Annotated in this window: 17 protein-coding genes and 1 tRNA gene; 9 read left to right on the top strand and 9 right to left on the bottom strand. The window is 35.0% G+C overall.

Going from position 1 to position 16,170, the window contains the following annotated elements; genetic code table 11:
• Positions 1 to 13: 13 nt before the first annotated feature.
• Complete coding sequence (gene trhO / locus ABR854_RS05105) at positions 14 to 1,054, bottom strand: oxygen-dependent tRNA uridine(34) hydroxylase TrhO (protein ID WP_350264288.1); 1,041 nt, start codon at positions 1,052 to 1,054, stop codon at positions 14 to 16.
• Between the two features lie 138 nt (positions 1,055 to 1,192).
• Between trhO and ABR854_RS05100 the strand changes: the two genes are divergently transcribed.
• Entirely contained in the window at positions 1,193 to 1,834 is a 642-nt protein-coding gene (locus tag ABR854_RS05100; RefSeq protein WP_350264287.1) for a deoxynucleoside kinase, read from the top strand.
• Between the two features lie 78 nt (positions 1,835 to 1,912).
• Here ABR854_RS05100 and ABR854_RS05095 read toward each other — a convergent pair whose 3' ends face one another.
• Both ABR854_RS05095 and ABR854_RS05090 read right to left on the bottom strand, forming a co-directional pair.
• Entirely contained in the window at positions 1,913 to 3,397 is a 1,485-nt protein-coding gene (locus ABR854_RS05095; RefSeq protein ID WP_350264286.1) for an LptF/LptG family permease, read from the bottom strand.
• Between the two features lie 87 nt (positions 3,398 to 3,484).
• Positions 3,485 to 3,868 (bottom strand): START-like domain-containing protein, encoded by a 384-nt coding sequence (locus ABR854_RS05090; RefSeq protein ID WP_350264285.1) that lies wholly within the window; start codon positions 3,866 to 3,868, stop codon positions 3,485 to 3,487.
• A 201-nt stretch (positions 3,869 to 4,069) separates the two neighbouring features.
• Here ABR854_RS05090 and ABR854_RS05085 point away from each other — a divergent pair.
• Positions 4,070 to 4,143 (top strand) — tRNA-Met (locus ABR854_RS05085).
• An 83-nt stretch (positions 4,144 to 4,226) separates the two neighbouring features.
• Here the strand turns inward: ABR854_RS05085 and holA are convergent.
• Together holA and ABR854_RS05075 are read right to left on the bottom strand one after the other, a co-directional pair.
• Positions 4,227 to 5,234 carry a DNA polymerase III subunit delta gene (holA, locus tag ABR854_RS05080; protein WP_350264284.1) on the bottom strand — a complete coding sequence of 336 codons (1,008 nt, stop codon included), beginning with the start codon at positions 5,232 to 5,234 and terminating at the stop codon, positions 4,227 to 4,229.
• Between the two features lie 71 nt (positions 5,235 to 5,305).
• A complete protein-coding gene (locus ABR854_RS05075) occupies positions 5,306 to 5,941 on the bottom strand; it encodes an acyl carrier protein phosphodiesterase (RefSeq protein ID WP_502881180.1) in 636 nt (211 codons plus the stop codon).
• Positions 5,942 to 6,017: 76 nt separating this feature from the next.
• On the opposite strand from ABR854_RS05075, the gene ABR854_RS05070 reads away from it, so the two are divergent.
• Positions 6,018 to 6,530 (top strand): FKBP-type peptidyl-prolyl cis-trans isomerase, encoded by a 513-nt coding sequence (locus tag ABR854_RS05070; protein WP_350264282.1) that lies wholly within the window; start codon positions 6,018 to 6,020, stop codon positions 6,528 to 6,530.
• A gap of 79 nt (positions 6,531 to 6,609) precedes the next feature.
• Here the strand turns inward: ABR854_RS05070 and ABR854_RS05065 are convergent, their stop codons facing one another.
• Entirely contained in the window at positions 6,610 to 7,080 is a 471-nt protein-coding gene (locus tag ABR854_RS05065) for a deoxycytidylate deaminase (protein ID WP_350264281.1), read from the bottom strand.
• Positions 7,081 to 7,154: 74 nt separating this feature from the next.
• Between ABR854_RS05065 and ABR854_RS05060 the strand changes: the two genes are divergently transcribed.
• Positions 7,155 to 7,769 carry a DUF2911 domain-containing protein gene (locus ABR854_RS05060; RefSeq protein ID WP_350264280.1) on the top strand — a complete coding sequence of 205 codons (615 nt, stop codon included), beginning with the start codon at positions 7,155 to 7,157 and terminating at the stop codon, positions 7,767 to 7,769.
• A gap of 54 nt (positions 7,770 to 7,823) precedes the next feature.
• Here ABR854_RS05060 and ABR854_RS05055 read toward each other — a convergent pair whose 3' ends face one another.
• Both ABR854_RS05055 and ABR854_RS05050 read right to left on the bottom strand, forming a co-directional pair.
• Positions 7,824 to 9,047, bottom strand: a complete 1,224-nt coding sequence (locus ABR854_RS05055; RefSeq protein WP_350264279.1) for a M43 family zinc metalloprotease — start codon at positions 9,045 to 9,047, stop codon at positions 7,824 to 7,826.
• A 105-nt stretch (positions 9,048 to 9,152) separates the two neighbouring features.
• Positions 9,153 to 10,103, bottom strand: coding sequence for a PhoH family protein (locus ABR854_RS05050; RefSeq protein WP_350264278.1), 951 nt, complete (start codon positions 10,101 to 10,103; stop codon positions 9,153 to 9,155).
• A gap of 241 nt (positions 10,104 to 10,344) precedes the next feature.
• On the opposite strand from ABR854_RS05050, the gene dnaB reads away from it, so the two are divergent.
• The 3 genes from dnaB to murI are packed head-to-tail and all read left to right on the top strand — an operon-like array spanning position 10,345 to position 13,069.
• Complete coding sequence (dnaB, locus tag ABR854_RS05045) at positions 10,345 to 11,970, top strand: replicative DNA helicase (RefSeq protein ID WP_350264277.1); 1,626 nt, start codon at positions 10,345 to 10,347, stop codon at positions 11,968 to 11,970.
• Positions 11,971 to 12,010: 40 nt separating this feature from the next.
• Positions 12,011 to 12,277, top strand: a complete 267-nt coding sequence (locus ABR854_RS05040) for a hypothetical protein (RefSeq protein WP_350264276.1) — start codon at positions 12,011 to 12,013, stop codon at positions 12,275 to 12,277.
• 9 nt (positions 12,278 to 12,286) lie between these two features.
• Positions 12,287 to 13,069 carry a glutamate racemase gene (murI, locus tag ABR854_RS05035; protein ID WP_350264275.1) on the top strand — a complete coding sequence of 261 codons (783 nt, stop codon included), beginning with the start codon at positions 12,287 to 12,289 and terminating at the stop codon, positions 13,067 to 13,069.
• Here murI and ABR854_RS05030 read toward each other — a convergent pair.
• Positions 13,061 to 13,561 (bottom strand): GNAT family N-acetyltransferase, encoded by a 501-nt coding sequence (locus ABR854_RS05030; RefSeq protein ID WP_350264274.1) that lies wholly within the window; start codon positions 13,559 to 13,561, stop codon positions 13,061 to 13,063. The genes murI and ABR854_RS05030 overlap by 9 nt on opposite strands.
• Before the next feature lie 112 nt (positions 13,562 to 13,673).
• Between ABR854_RS05030 and surE the strand changes: the two genes are divergently transcribed.
• Together surE and ABR854_RS05020 are read left to right on the top strand one after the other, a co-directional pair.
• A complete protein-coding gene (gene surE, locus ABR854_RS05025; protein ID WP_350264273.1) occupies positions 13,674 to 14,441 on the top strand; it encodes a 5'/3'-nucleotidase SurE in 768 nt (255 codons plus the stop codon).
• 130 nt (positions 14,442 to 14,571) lie between these two features.
• A complete protein-coding gene (locus ABR854_RS05020) occupies positions 14,572 to 16,122 on the top strand; it encodes a GH3 family acyl-acid amido synthetase (protein WP_350264272.1) in 1,551 nt (516 codons plus the stop codon).
• Positions 16,123 to 16,170: the final 48 nt, after the last annotated feature.

The following is a 16,170-nucleotide window of genomic DNA, read 5'->3' as shown; positions in this document are numbered from 1 at the left end:
CTTCGCACTTTCATCATTTCAACCCTAATTCTTCAACAATGTGAAGAGTTTTGGTATTTTTTCGAGTTCTGAAAGCAATTTCGGGTTTATAGCCAACAGTAGTTTTGGCATAATAGCCAGTACCATCATACGGACGTTTTCTTGGATTTTCTTTACATGCTACCGAACAAGCACCTTCCATTTCATGCCCACATTTTTCGCAAATAGGTAAATGTTCATTGCAATCAGGATTGGCACAATTGACCATTCGGTCAGAGTCAGTTCCACAAATGTGACATTTTGAAATCACAACTGGGTTAATCGAATTTACCTCGGTCGTTAAGCGATTATCAAAAACGTAGCATTTTCCATCGAAATTTTCACCACCTTCTTCCAAACCGTATTTAATGATTCCTCCGTGTAGTTGATAAACATCCGAAAAACCTTGCGACAATAAATAAGCACTGGCTTTTTCGCATTTAATTCCGCCTGTACAGTAAGTTACGATTTTCTTATCTTTTAAATGAGCAATTTCATTGACATGATCAGGCAATTCTCGGAGGTTTTCCATATCAAAAGTGACTGCACCTTTGAATTTTCCAACCGAATGCTCATAATTTGAACGCATATCAACCAAAACAACATTTGGATCGTTTTTCAGTAATTCTTTAAAATCGGCTGGTTCGAGATGCTTACCAGTTTGTTCCAAGGGATTTACGGGCAATTCAGAATGTACAATCTCTTTTTTGATACGCACATAAAGTTTGGTAAATGCGTGTTTAGAAACTTTCTCAACCTTAAAATCAACTTTAGTAAATCTTGGGTCTGATTTTACCCAAGTCATGTATTTTTCAGTGTCGGCTGGTGTACCCGAAACAGTGCCGTTGAGTCCTTCGGGAGCAATGATGATACGTCCGAGTAGGTTATTTTCTAAGCAGAATTGATGATGAATGTCTCGATACTCAACTACGTTTTCGATGGGCGAATAAATGTAGTAAAGCAAAACGTGATAAATTGGGGCAGCAATCGCTGTTTCTACTGAGCTTTCAGTAATTGTATTTGTATGTTTTTCCATTGATTTTCAATCTCTCAAGGTGTAAACTTGATTTGAATTGATGCAAAATTACGAAACATATTTTTTTAATTCTATGATTTTTATCAGATAAAGCCTTAATTTGTAAATTATATCAATGTAAATTCCGAAAAAGTAACAATGCACATTGCGATTACGGGCAATATAGGTGCCGGCAAAACTACCTTAGCTACTAAACTGGCAAATCATTACGGATGGGAAGTATTATACGAAGCTGTTGATGGAAATCCGTATTTACCACCTTTTTACGACGACATGGAAAAATGGGCATTTCATTTACAGATTTACTTTTTAAATAGCCGTTTTGAGCAGATTTTGAAAATCAAGAAACTGACTGAAGAGAAAACAATTATTCAAGATAGGTCGATTTATGAAGATGCGTATATTTTTGCCCGAAACCTTTATGAGTCAGGAAAATTTAATGAAACTGACTATCAGACATACAAAAGTATGTTCAATACAATAACACAGGCAATAACTCACCCCGATTTGATGATTTATTTACGTGCTGACCTTCCGAAGTTACAAAAGCAAATCAGTAAACGTGGGCGAGATTTTGAAAAAAACATTGACCCAAACTATCTGTTGAGCCTAAATGTACTCTACGAAGACTTTGCGAATCTATACACTCATGGAAAACTGATAATTGTTGATGTAAATAACCTTGACTATGCCGAAAGAAACGAAGATTTCGAGCATATCGTAGAAATAATCGACCGAAATATAAGTATGGGAACGCAGCTTGAAATACAGCATATTTAGATTATCACTGTCGATTTTACACAGCAAGGGAATCCTTTGTAGTAAAAATGCCATGAAGTTTGACTTCATGGCATTTTTTTAAACATTAACAACTGTTTTGGGCCTTAAAAATTTTCGATTTTTCCAATAGGTTTTCAACTTATCGAAATATACATCATAAATATCGCTTTCAAACAAACGAGCATCATTGGTAGCTTTATTCAAGAAATAAATACCGAAAAACAAAAGCACAGCATCGGGCATCCAGACACCCAATAAGACTGGCCAAATGTCTTCTTTAGCGTACTTGTCGCCCAATTGCATTAGTACATACATCAGAATAAAAAAAGTGATGGAAAGCAAAACTGGCATTCCAAAACCGCCTTTTTTAATGATAGAACCGAGAGAAGAACCAATCAAAAACATCACAAAACATGCAAAAGCCATCGTGAACTTATGCCATTTTTCGACTTGGGCTTTTATACCATCACGTTTTTTACTTTTCAAAATATCAACTGTAGTTGAGAATTGGTCACGAATATTTTTGGATTGAGATATTGCCGTTTCAAAAGTTTCTTCATTACCATATTTATTACTAATATCCTTAATTTTATCATTCACCCATTTTCCTGCAACTATTGGCTTTTTTTCACGGGCAAATTTTGAGGTATCTACTGGATATTTTTTAAACTGAAAATTATACATCTGCGAAACCGTAGTGATTTGAGATTTCAGGGTTTTATCAATATCAATTGCAACAGAGTCGGCTTGATTATTTAGCTGAGTGATATTTTTCATATACTCATGGTATTTAAACTGAGATTCGTCTGTTCGACGCATACCGAAAGATTCCAATGAAAAAACCATTTTGTTCTGCTTGAAACTATTCTTCACAAACTGAGTTTCATTATAATTTCCGTCATTACTCTTATAATCAACATAATTTGTGCCATTGAATAGTTCAAAAACCAAGTAGGTATTATCATACATGGTGTACATTTTACCAGAATCGGCCAACGTAACATTTACATTGCCGTTATTACTTGAATGATTATATATTGTTACACCTTTGAGCGTTTTACCATCTGAAAACTTTTTTAAAACCTTGATACTATAACCAGGGATTTCTTTGTAGAAAATACCTTCTTTTACATTGAGGGTAACTTTTGTTGTTTTTACATCATACAAAAGACTGTAACCTTTTAAGTTCGCCCACGGATTGACTGTATTATTGAACCACAACGAAAAAACACTCACACAGAAAGCAAAAATCATTGCGGGCAGCAAAACTCTTGAGATTGGAACTCCTGCCGACTTTATGGCAGTTAATTCGGTGTATTCACCCAAATTCCCGAAACACATCAATGAAGCCAACAAAACTGACAGCGGAAGTGCAATTGGAACCGTAATTAAAGAAAAATAAACAAAGAGTTTTCCAAAAACATCATATCCTAAATCTTTACCTACAAAATCATTGAAGTAAAGCATTAAGAAACGCATCAAAAAAATAAAAACTACCACACAGGTAGTTAATATGAATGGTCCAATGAAAGACCTAATAACTAAAATATCAATTTTCTTCATTCAAGACATAATGATTCTACGGCACAAAATTCCGACAGGAAATTCATTTTCACAAGTTCATTAAGTTTATTTAACACAATTACTTTTTCAACCTCCTACAATCTCCTTCAATTTATAAATCATATCATCCCAAATATCTTCTAATTCTTCAACATCATGGTTGTCTGAATTATCTGTAATTTTCAAGAAGGTTGCATTGGTAAGTTCACTCTGTTCGAGTTTAAATTCAACGTAATTTCCTCGCTGCTCATCTTTCAAAAATTCAAATTTTACAAGTTTATTGACTCTCTGAACTGACATTCGAGCTGGGTGGCTTTCGTTGTCCCAAATAAAATCAAAATTTGAGTCACTGGTATATTTAACCTTTGAAGCAAACCATTGTTGTAAACCCGCAGGTGTACTAAAATACTGATATAAAACTTTGGGAGATGCCCTAAATTCGTATTCACGAGAAAATTTGAATTTTTCCATAATTCGTAAAATTTAAAAAAATACAACCTAAATCGAACTCGATTTAGCCTTATTAAATAACTATTTCAAGATTTTCTATAAATTTTTACGAAATCTTGACTTACTTCGGTTTCTTTTTTTGCAATGTAAGAAAACTTTGTGTAATTTTGCAACATATTCTTCGGGACAACAACAAAAGTCTCAAATAATATTTAAAAATAATGCGGGATAGCTCAGATGGTTAGAGCGTAGGATTCATAACCCTAAGGTCGGCGGTTCGATTCCGCTTCCCGCAACTTCCAAAGAGTCTCTATTTTGAGACTCTTTTTTTATGCAAATTTTACAGTTCAATAAGAAAATTATAAGTTCTACACGCAGCTTAATGAAGAATCTCGAAAACTAATTTTTGTAAAATATCATTTTCTTTTTCTTCACCTGCTTCAACGCCTTTCGACTTTAGATCAGCAATTTTAATACAATGTATCACAAATGCTAATTTTGACAAAGAATAATTTCTTGCAGCCGCTAAATAATCTTTTGCAAAAAAGGAATTTACTTTCAATAAAGCCGCAACACCTGATTCAGATTTATCATTTGAGCCATGAATCAATAAAACTTTGCTAAAAAAATTATATAAAATTATCAAAATAGGTTGAATTGGATTGTCTTTTGGGTTATTACCAAAGTAGATAATTATTTGATTAGCTTTTACTACATCACGTTGAATAAGTGCCTTTTGCAACTCAAAAACATTATATTCTTTGCTAATTCCAACATATTTTTGAATCACGTCGGCATCAATTCCATCACCCAACTTAACATTCAAAATTACTTTTTCTAATTCGCCCGTCAATCTTTTGAGGTCATTTCCTATATGTTCAATCAATAATTGAATGGCCTTCATGCTAATCTTCACTCCTCGGCCATGACAATAAGCTGCCACAAACTCTGGGAGTTGATTATCATACAATTTTTTAAAGTTTTGTAAGACTCCTTTTTTTGTAAAAGCCTTTACCCAAGTTTTACGCTCATCTTGGGCATTTGAGAAACTTAAAACCAAAATTGTTGAAGACAACGGATTTAGAGCATAATCCTCCATCAACTTTTGATTTTCCTTTAAGTCAATCCCTTGGATTTGATTGGCATCTTTGACAACAATCAGTTGTTTTTCAGCCATCATCGGAAAACGTCGGGCATAATTCAACAACGCACCTACGTTTAAATCCTTTCCAAATAGAACAAACTCATTAAAACCTTTTTCATGAGCAGGTATAGCTAAACTTTGTATTTTTTCTACAATCTGCTCAATATGAAATTGTTCTTCACCGTGTAAAAAATACAAAGGTTTTATAGAATCTTTTTTTATTGACTTTAAAATCTCTGACATCGACTATATTGTGGCAAGCCACTGTTGTTTATAAATTAGTTACTCGTTGACTGTTGTTAAAAATAGTAGTTTTAGATTTTACTGAAAGCATCCATATTGGTTACGCTATAACCTTTCTCAATCAAAAACTTATTGCATTCGAGAATCATTTTTGGAAAAAATACTGCGAATTTTTCATCATATAGTTGATAATGAAACTTTAAATCTTCGGTAGCTTTTTCCATGTTCGACTCAAAAGTGGTTCGCCTCGAAATTCCAATTAAAGCTCGTTCAATTCCCCAAAATTCGCTGTAATTTTTGAGCCAATCATGTTTGATCATCGACTCAATCATGGGCTTCATTTTTTCGGGAAGTATTGACCAATGATTTTCAAATGAAGAATGAACTCTTTTCCTGAAATCACCAAAAGGTTCAGTAGAATATTCTGCCCAATGAACGGCTAAAAAATGGTCGAAAAAAATATCAATTAAAACAGCAGCATATTTATGGTACTTATCATATAATACTGATTTACAATCACTTACCGCAGGATGAGTATCAGTAAAGCTATCAATGAGTCGGTGAAGTAAAATTCCATTTTTTATTTCATCATTATAAATTGCATTTCTTGGGTGGTCGATTCTACCGACTACAAAATCTTCTAAAAGATTTCCCACCATGACCTCTTCGTTTTTACCAGAAAGAAATAAATGTGCCAAAAAATTCATTAAAATAATCGAATATGCGTACGTTTGCGACAAAGTTAGAAAAATAACATCTATAAACTATCAAAAAAATTGATTGATGAAAGTTGAAGCAAACAAAGTAGTAAAGATAATCTATGAATTAGAAATCGGCGGCGAAAATGAAAGAGAAATGCTCGAAATCGTACAAGACGACGAGCCAATGGTTTTTATTCAAGGAATGAGTGGTTTACCAGAAGCTTTTGAAGCCCAATTGAATGGACTACAAGCAGGTGACGAATTTAAGTTTTCGATTGATGCGGCCGAAGGTTATGGTGATCCTGACCCAGAAGCTATTATTGATTTTCCGATTGAAAACTTCAAGATTGAAGACGGAGAAATTCCTGAGGGGATGCTCGAAATTGGCAATATGATTCCATTCTCAAATGACGAAGGAAATAGAATGAATGGAAGAATTGTTGAAATTACTGAAGAGTTCGTTATTTTAGATTTTAATCATCCTTTAGCAGGGCAAAATATGCATTTCTCGGGCAAAGTATTGGCCGTTAGAGATGCAACCAAAGATGAAATAGCTCATGGACACGTACATGGTGAAGGTGGCGTTGTGCATTGAAATGGTGATTAGTAAATTGGTTACTGGTTATTGGTGGCAATTCACTAATAACCAGTAACTAATAACAAGTAATCAACAACTAAGCACCAAATTGAATAACCTCTACACCGAATTTTCTCAAAAACTCTACACCTTCATCAACCGGAATGCCTTTGTATTGAGCATACGATTTGGCATAAAACACTTTTTTTATCTTCATTGAGTAAATGACTCTTGCACAAGCTATACAAGGCGAAAGAGTTACATATAAAGTTGTACCTTCAATATTCGCCCCATTTTTTGAAGCATATAAAATAGCGTTTTGTTCGGCATGAAGAGCTAAGGAACAACTTCCTTTAGAGTCACGTGGACAGCCATGTTCTGGAAATTCCTCATCGCAATTATGAGTTCCAGCAGGTGGTCCATTATATCCGATTGAAATAATTCGTGTATCTTTTGTCAGAACAGCTCCAACTTGAGCCTTTACGCAGTGCGAGCGAAGGGCAAGGTTTTCGGCTAATTCCATAAAAATTTCATCAAAATCTGGGCGTTGTTTTACAACTTTTTCCATAAAATGGTCGTTACTTTGTAAAAAATATAACAAAAATCCCTTTTTGCTACTTATAAAAATCAAAACGCTAAATTATGAAATCTTACTCAAACGGAGTGCTGTCCTTAGGTTTTCTTTTTGTATTCATTTGTCTTTTTCCGTTATCAACATCAGCAAGTATCTTGAATGATAGTATTGTAAAACCACAAGTACGCAATAGTCCGATTGTGATTGCAAATTTAAAAACTACTGAAAATAACTACGTAAAATGTACCTATGGACAACCTTTGAAGAAGGGACGGGAAATTTTCGGCAATTTAGTTCCTTATGGTAAACTTTGGCGAACAGGTGCAAACGAAGCAACCGAAGTTACATTTACAACAAATATCCAAATTGGAGAAACTCAACTTCTTGCAGGAACTTACACGCTTTTTTCGATTCCTAATAAAGATAAATGGACGATTATTCTAAATTCTGAACTTGGTCAATGGGGAGATTTTGCCTATGATGCCAGTAAAAACGTGCTCACTTATGAAGCATCAGTAAGTACAAACTCAGATATTTATGAAGGTTTTACTATTCAATTTGAAGATGTGAACAATGGGTTTAACATGCTTCTACTCTGGGATAATGTAAAAGTATCGGTTCCAATTCAGAAAATTGGAGAGGTTGAAAAAACCTCAAAAAAGAAAAAAAAGAGAAGGAATTAATACTAATTTATAATTAATGGTGTCACTCAGGTGTGGCACCATTAAAAAAACTTTTCAATAAAATACTAATTTCTTCTGTATCAATTGTTGATTGGATGTTACACTAAGAATATAAACCCCGGGTATAATATTTCCTTTTGGTAATGTAATGACTGTACTTGGTAAATCTACATAAGACTGATTGTAAACAATTCTTCCAAAAATATCACGAATTACAATAGTAAAGTCCTGAAAATCTGGCAATAATATTTGAAACTGTGGATTGGTAAGAGGCAAAGGATTCTCAAAATTCACTTGCAAAGAAGTAGAAGGCGGTAATTGAAATTTGGCATAGTTCAAAACCCTTTTACGTCTTTTACTAAGGTCAAGAGCTGCCCTCATGCGTTGTTTTTGTCCTTCTGTAAAAATATTCATACATGAATCTGGTGAATAATCCATGTAGTTTTCAATCATATTTCTGGTGCGTGTTCCTGTACAATTGGAAAACACATCTCGGCAAAAAGCCGAACTGTTTGATGTAGTAGCAACTGGTGTATCTGATACATAATCAGTTCCGCAACGCTCATCGCCCCAGGTATGGTAAAGTCCCATCCAGTGCCCAACTTCATGGGTTACTGTTCTGCCAAAACTATAAATTCCAGACTGATTAGTACCCGATTTTCTTCCAAAAGTTGTGTAGTCAATAAAAACACCATCCGTTCTTTCATCTGAATCAATATCTAAACCTTCCACAGATTCAGAATATGGAAATTCGCCATACCCAATATAGCCTGAACTCAGCGGAGCAACCCACATATTAAGATATTTATTACTGTCCCAATAAGACAAATTTGACATAGCCAGTCGGTCATTGTCATTGACAATATTAAAACTCGCTCTTGGTGAATAAACTCGTTTAATTCCTGAAGTAGGATTACCAGAAGGGTCTATACTTGCCAAGAAAAATTCAATTTCAGTATCCGCACCCACAGGATTTGTGTTAAAGCCTAATGTGCCTACTTTTTTACGGTAATCTTCATTAAGAACTTTAATCTGTGAATAAATTTGTTCATCAGGAATATTACTCCCAGCGATTTGACCATTAATTTGGTTATGAATTACGTGCACTACAACGGGAATTCGGATAACTTCTGCCGCTACTCGAAAGTTTTTACGTAAATTCACTTCATTCTCAAGAGCTTGTTCATATCTCATTTTTCTGATAAGATATTGTGCATCAGAAATTTTAGACACCGAATCACAGAATTCATTGGCACACGAACGAAATTTCTGTGCCATTGAATTACAATATAATAATGCAAAAAATACTGTAATGTAAATGTTCTTTTTCATAACCATAAAGACGAATCATTGAGTGGATTTGGTTGCAACGCAACAAGCTTTTTAGTTAGCCTCGGCCTTTTCGTAAGCTTTCAATATATCTCTGACCAACTTGTGTCTCACAACATCTCTATCATCTAACTCAATAAAACCAATTCCTTTAATATCCTTCAAAATATAAAGAGCATCAGCCAATCCAGATTTTTGTTTCGATGGCAAATCTATTTGTGTTTTATCACCAGTGATAATGGCTTTTGAGAGCGGCCCCATACGAGTCAAAAACATTTTAATTTGCATCGGAGTAGTATTTTGGGCTTCGTCGAGCAGAATAAAGGCATTATTTAGGGTACGTCCACGCATATAAGCCAGAGGAGCAATCTCAATTGTTCTGTTTTCGATATAAAACTTCAGTTTTTCTGACTGTATCATATCTTCGAGAGCATCATAAATTGGACGTAAATAAGGATCAATTTTTTCTTTTAAATCACCGGGCAAGAAACCGAGATTCTCTCCTGCTTCAACGGCTGGACGAGTAATAATGATTTTCTTTACTTGTTTATCTTTTAAGGCCCTTACTGCCAATGCAACAGCAGTGTAAGTTTTACCAGTTCCAGCTGGACCTGTAGCAAACATAATATCAAAGTTTTTGCAGGCTTCGACCATTTTCTTTTGATTGGCCGTTTTTGCTTTGATTGCATTTCCCTTAGTACCTACTAAAATCAGTTCATCATCAGGGGTTTCATGTGTGGCCGACTCGGCATCTTCCTTGATATAACTTTTTACTTGGTCAATTGAAATTCTTCCGTACTTTCGCAAATGCTCAATCATTGCTTCCAACACTTCCGAAATTCTATTAATCTCTTCGGTATTTCCTTTGATTAAAATCTGATTTCCACGAGAAATAATTTTGCTTAATGGAAATGCACTTGCCACCTCTCTGATGTGTATATTTTCTACTCCAAGAAAATCGGTCAATGAGATTTCTTCTTCTAATGTGAATACTTTATCTGTCAAAATAAAAATTATATTGTTTAAATGTAAAACATAGCTAATTTCACAAATTAAGACCTTTGAGTGGTGCTATTTGTTTCCCAAAGTTCAAAAATTATTCACAAATTTGCTTATTTTTCCACAAAAAAAACTCAAAACTTTGATGAAGGACTGATTATCAGGCTTTTATAATAATTAAAAGCCAAACTTTAAAATACAATGTATTTCAAAACCGTAAATTTCTTCTTAACATTGTATTAATATTATGGAAAAAAGTTATCAAAATAGCAATACTGGCGATAGAAATAGCCAAAGAGGTTTCGGAAAAAATCTATTTTTAGAAAGTTTCCGAAATGAATCGGGCAAACTACCTCCTCAAGCATTAGAACTTGAAGAGGCAGTTCTTGGTGCGTTAATGATTGAAAAAGATGCACTAACTTCGGTTGTAGATATTCTCCAACCATCAAGTTTCTATAAAGAGGCTCATCAAAGAATATACAACGCTATTCTTCAATTATTTGGTAAATCAGAGCCGATTGATATGCTTACCGTAACGACTCAGCTTCGTAGCAATGGCGAACTTGAGTTTATTGGTGGTGCATCGTATCTTGTAAAATTGACAAATAAAGTTAATTCGGCAGCTAATATCGAATATCATGCACGTATCATTACACAATCAGCTATCAAGCGTGATATGATTAAAATTGCGGGCGATATTTTAAAAGACGCATACGAAGATACAACTGACGTATTTACTCTATTAGATAAAATCGAACAAAATTTCTTTGAAATTTCGGAGCGTAATATTCGTAAAAATTATGCAGATGCGAGTACCATCATGCGTGCGACCATCGAAGAACTCGAAAAGAAGAAAAATAATAAAGATGGGTTAACCGGTGTAGCCAGTGGTTTTACGGCACTTGATCGTATTACAAGTGGTTGGCAAAACACCGAACTTACCATTATTGCTGCAAGGCCAGCGATGGGTAAAACGGCCTTCGTAGTCTCAGCCATGAGAAATGCGGCCGTTGAGTGGGGAATTCCTGTGGCTATGTTTTCTTTGGAGATGTCGGCCACCCAGTTGATGCTACGTTTGATTTCGGCCGAAGCAGAAATCGATAGTAACAAACTTCGCAAAGGAAAACTCGAAAACCATGAGTGGGTACAACTGCACCAAAAAATCAAAAATCTTTCATCTGCTCCAATTTATATTGATGATACCCCTGCCCTTTCAATTTTGGAAATGCGTGCGAAATGCCGCCGTTTGAAAGCCCAGTTTGATATTGGTTTGGTAATTATTGATTACTTACAGCTAATGACCGCTGAAAGTGGTGGTGGCGGAAAAGGCAACCGTGAGCAAGAGATTGCGGCAATTTCGAGAGCGATGAAAAACCTTGCAAAAGAAATCAACGTTCCAGTAATTGCACTTTCGCAGTTGAGTCGTGCGGTTGAAACTCGTGGAGGTGATAAACGCCCACAACTTTCTGACTTACGTGAATCTGGATCAATTGAGCAAGATGCTGATATGGTTATGTTTTTGTATCGTCCAGAATACTATAAAATTACGCAGGACGAACAAGGAAACTCAACCGAAGGAGTTGGTGAGGTAATTATTGCCAAAAACCGTAGTGGAGATGTCGATACTGTCAAACTTAAATTTATTGGTAAATACACCAAATTTACTGACTTAGATGGTTTCTATACGCCGCTTCCTGGACAAGATAATTTTGGAGATTTTAATATGCCAAAACCTATCAATACTGCTGGCTCATTAGATAACTTTGAGAGAAGTGCACCTCCGAGCCCAAACACTGGTGGTGGTACAGTTACACTCGGAAGTAAGGCAAATCAACCAAGGAATTTGGATGCTGAAACAGATTTTCCTTTCTAATTGATTGATATATAATTGTATTTTTTTCAAAAAGTGCAAAATGAATACAAAAAAGAAACTTTCAGAAATGACTTTGGAGGAACTTAATGCCGAGAAAAAGAAATTGTTCGACACTTTTTTTAATCCTAAATCCTTCATTGCTCATATTTCCATAGCTATTCTAAGCATTTCGATGGCTCTTTATGTTCTGAAAGACACATTTAGTTTCATTCTAACGGGCATAATAATCTTTTTTGTTTATTCGGCTTCTCAAAAGTTCATTTATAGAAATAAAATAGAAAAGGAAATAAAATCTCGTAATCTTTAAGTATTTGTAATGATTGGTGTTTTTGATTCTGGTATTGGCGGGCTTACACTTTTGCACGAAATCATTAGACAATTACCTAATGAACAATATTGCTATTATGCCGATACCAAAAATGTTCCATACAGCACTAAAAGTGAGGAACAAATCAAAGAATTTGTTGAAGAAGCTATCAATTATTTCTTAGATCGAAAGGTAAAAGCTATTGTATTGGCTTGCAATACAGCAACAAATGTTTGTGTCGAAGATTTACGAAGCAGATTAAGTATTCCAATCATAGCAATTCAGCCAGCCGTGAAAGTAGCGGTTGATAATGATACTGCCGAACTTGATGCACAACGAAAGAAAATTTTGGTTTGTGCAACTCCAATAACACTTCGCTCTGCTCGTTTCCAAAGATTAGTTGACTCTCTCAATGCTGATGGAATAGTTGAAAGAATGGCTTTGCCTGAATTAGTAAAACTCGCTGAAAGAGAGGAATTTGGCAAAGCTGCCGAAGAATATATCACCGAAACATTACTCCAACTTGATATTGAAAAATTTGGTTCGATTGTCCTTGGCTGCACACATTTTACTTATTTTGAGCCAATTTTTTATCAATTGGCACCACAATTAAGCATTTTTGACGGCAATGAAGGTACAGCACGACATCTGAAAAATATCTTAGGTAAACTAAATTTACTCTCATTGAAAGGAGAAACACCTTTTTCGGTTGAATACATTGAATCGGGTAAACCTACTCAAAACTTAGAGCGTTTTCAGCGTTACATTGCACGAATTGAGCAATTAACTTAACACTTTACGCATCACATAATCATTCATCCAATATTCTCCAAACGGAATATCTTCTTCTTTTATAATTTCAAAACCAACTTTTTCGTAGAAAAAACGAGCTTTGTTATAACGATTTACATTCAAATCTAAGATTTTTGCCCCCAGAGCTTTTACATTTTCTTCTACAACCGAAATTAACTTTTTGCCATATCCTCCGCCTTGAAAATCTGGATTCAGATACAATTTATTCAATTTATAAGTAATTTCCTCATCTTTTTTAATTGAATATGATGCAAAAGCCACCACATCTTCTCCCAAAAACTGCAAAATAAATGTTTGTCCATCATCCATTTGTTTTGCCAGTGCTTCCTCACTATAAATTTCATCAAACATAAATTTTGGCTGTTCTTTACCCAATATTGGTTCATAGGTAACAAACCAAGTTTTATTAGCGATTTCTCGAATCGCTTTAATATCTTTGTGAGTGGCAACTCTGTACGATAATTCCATCATCTTTTCAAATTTGACCGCAAATATATGGTATGCCTGCATATCATTTTGTTAATTTGCATTTTAATTTTATTGAAAACAAGATGCGGCCGAAGTTCGGTTCGCTCCACAATTTATGAAACCACTGATATTAGTTACAAACGACGACGGCATTACATCAAAAGGCATTTCGGTATTGATTGAAGTAATGAAAAAAATTGGAGAAGTGTTTGTAGTTGCTCCCGACAGTCCGAACTCAGGAATGGGACACGCCATTACGGTTGATAGCACTATTCACGTCAAGAAAAATAAAATTTACAAAAACGTTGAGGCTTACGAATGCTCAGGAACACCAGCCGACTGCGTGAAATTGGCCAAACATCATTTCTTAAAAGACCGCAAAATTGATTTAGTTGTGAGTGGCATCAATCATGGTCTAAATTCTTCTATTTCGGTGATATATTCAGGAACTATGTCTGCAGCAGTTGAGGGAGCAATCGAGGGTATTCCATCAATTGGCTTCTCATTAGATGATTTTAAATATGATTCTGAGTTCTCTCATATCAAACGTTGGATCAAACGAATTACTGAAAAAGCTTTAGCAAATGAATTTCCTGCAAATGTTGCACTAAATGTCAATTTCCCAAAATATTCAGAGAATCCAATCAAAGGCATTAAAATTTGTCGCCAAACAAATGGATATTGGCACGAAGAATTTGATGCCAGAACTGACCCACATGGCAGACCATATTTTTGGATGGGCGGCGATTTTGTGAACCGTGAACCAAACATTGAAGGAACAGATTTACACGCCCTCGAAAACAATTATGTCTCAATTGTCCCTGTACATTATGACATGACCGCTCATAAAACAATCAAAGATTTGAAACGCTGGAAGTTGTAAATTTAGCAATAGAAAATGCCCTATACGTTAAACTAAACAATTGACTAAAAGCATTTTATGTTTTTACAAGAAAACCTATTATTTTTGAAATTATATAGCCTATTTGATTACTTTATTCGAAACAAAATATATGGCAGTATTAGGAAGACTACTAAAGGGTAGTATCAAATTTACAAGCACGATTCAACAAATTAGAAAAATAAAGCCTGCAAAATGGCAGAAAAAAGCATTCACTAAATTGCTATCAAAAGCACGCTATACACAATTTGGTGAGAAATTCAATTTTGAGGAAATTCTCAGTTCGGCAATTTTTGAAGAGGGAAACGAATTTTACGAAAAATTCACTCAAAATGTGCCGATTTACGATTATACCAGGATTTACAACGAATGGTGGTACAAAGCTCGTTTGGGTGAAAAAAATGTTTGTTGGCCTGGAAAAGTAAAATATTTTGCATTGAGTTCGGGAACTTCGGATGCAGCTTCAAAAGCAATTCCTGTAACGAAAGATATGATTAAGGCCATTCAGCGAACCAGTATTAATCAGATTATTACACTCGGACAATATACCGAACTACCCGCTGATTTATTTGAAAAAGGGTATTTAATGCTCGGAGGAAGCACAGCCCTCAATGAGGTTGACTCTCATTATGAAGGAGATTTGAGTGGAATCACCACGGGTACAATTCCGATTTGGTTTCAGAATTTTTATAAACCCGGTCAGAAAATCTCTGCTCTGCGTGACTGGGAAAATAAACTTGAAGATATAACAGTGAATGCACCCAATTGGGATATTGGTTTCTTGGCGGGCGTACCTGCATGGCACACAATTTTGTTGGAACGTATTATTAAGCGATACAACCTCAAAAACATCCACGATATGTGGCCTAATCTTACTGCTTTTGCGTGGGGAGGTGTATCACTTGAACCTTATAAACAAGGGCTTGAAAAATTATTCGGAAAGCCTGTCATATATATTGAAACTTATATGGCATCGGAAGGTTTTTTGGCCTATCAAGACCGTCCAGATGGCAATTTGCGTTTAGTGCTAAATCGTGGTATTTTCTTTGAATTTATACCTTTCAATGAGGAAAACTTTGATGAAGACGGTAATCTCGTGAGCAATCCCGAAACCTTAATGGTGCAAGATGTAAAAGAAGATATTGATTATGCTCTACTTATTTCAACTTGTTCGGGAGCATGGCGATATTTAATTGGCGATACCGTAAAATTCACCGATAAAAAACGCATGGAGATAAAAATTACGGGTAGAACCAAGCATTTTTTGAGTTTATGTGGCGAACACCTTTCGGTGGATAATATGAATAATGGTATTGAGTTAGTTTCTAAAGATTTAGGACTTGATATTCGTGAATTTACAGTGATTGGAGTTAAGCATCCGCCACTTTTTGCTCATCAGTGGTATGTTGCTTCTGATGTAAAGGTCGATGAAGAGCAATTCTGCAAATTACTTGACGAAAAACTTTGCGAACTCAACGATGATTATGCCGTAGAGCGAAGACACGGTTTAAAAAACATTTTTGTCAAAGTTCTTCCTCAACAAGCCTTCTACGAGTGGATGAAAAAGAAGGGGAAAGTGGGCGGTCAACACAAGTTTCCAAGAGTTTTGAAAGGAAAATTAATTGATGAATGGCAAGATTTTTTAAAGGAAAATTATTCTTAAAAGAATGTTTTTTAAGAATGACAAACCATAAACATATTAAACAACTTG

It is taken from the genome of Emticicia sp. W12TSBA100-4 (assembly GCF_040253585.1).
Lineage (GTDB): Bacteria > Bacteroidota > Bacteroidia > Cytophagales > Spirosomataceae > Emticicia.
Note: the sequence above shows the minus strand (reverse complement) of the source record. Positions and strands in the feature narration are given on the sequence as shown.

Coding starts and splice junctions, on each gene's coding strand:
- trhO (WP_350264288.1), bottom strand. CDS start 1,054: ATGGAAAAACATACAAATACAATTACTGAAAGCTCAGTAGAAACAGCG.
- ABR854_RS05100 (WP_350264287.1), top strand. CDS start 1,193: ATGCACATTGCGATTACGGGCAATATAGGTGCCGGCAAAACTACCTTA.
- ABR854_RS05095 (WP_350264286.1), bottom strand. CDS start 3,397: ATGAAGAAAATTGATATTTTAGTTATTAGGTCTTTCATTGGACCATTC.
- ABR854_RS05090 (WP_350264285.1), bottom strand. CDS start 3,868: ATGGAAAAATTCAAATTTTCTCGTGAATACGAATTTAGGGCATCTCCC.
- holA (WP_350264284.1), bottom strand. CDS start 5,234: ATGTCAGAGATTTTAAAGTCAATAAAAAAAGATTCTATAAAACCTTTG.
- ABR854_RS05075 (WP_502881180.1), bottom strand. CDS start 5,941: ATGAATTTTTTGGCACATTTATTTCTTTCTGGTAAAAACGAAGAGGTC.
- ABR854_RS05070 (WP_350264282.1), top strand. CDS start 6,018: ATGAAAGTTGAAGCAAACAAAGTAGTAAAGATAATCTATGAATTAGAA.
- ABR854_RS05065 (WP_350264281.1), bottom strand. CDS start 7,080: ATGGAAAAAGTTGTAAAACAACGCCCAGATTTTGATGAAATTTTTATG.
- ABR854_RS05060 (WP_350264280.1), top strand. CDS start 7,155: ATGAAATCTTACTCAAACGGAGTGCTGTCCTTAGGTTTTCTTTTTGTA.
- ABR854_RS05055 (WP_350264279.1), bottom strand. CDS start 9,047: ATGGCACAGAAATTTCGTTCGTGTGCCAATGAATTCTGTGATTCGGTG.
- dnaB (WP_350264277.1), top strand. CDS start 10,345: ATGGAAAAAAGTTATCAAAATAGCAATACTGGCGATAGAAATAGCCAA.
- ABR854_RS05040 (WP_350264276.1), top strand. CDS start 12,011: ATGAATACAAAAAAGAAACTTTCAGAAATGACTTTGGAGGAACTTAAT.
- murI (WP_350264275.1), top strand. CDS start 12,287: ATGATTGGTGTTTTTGATTCTGGTATTGGCGGGCTTACACTTTTGCAC.
- ABR854_RS05030 (WP_350264274.1), bottom strand. CDS start 13,561: ATGATGGAATTATCGTACAGAGTTGCCACTCACAAAGATATTAAAGCG.
- surE (WP_350264273.1), top strand. CDS start 13,674: ATGAAACCACTGATATTAGTTACAAACGACGACGGCATTACATCAAAA.
- ABR854_RS05020 (WP_350264272.1), top strand. CDS start 14,572: ATGGCAGTATTAGGAAGACTACTAAAGGGTAGTATCAAATTTACAAGC.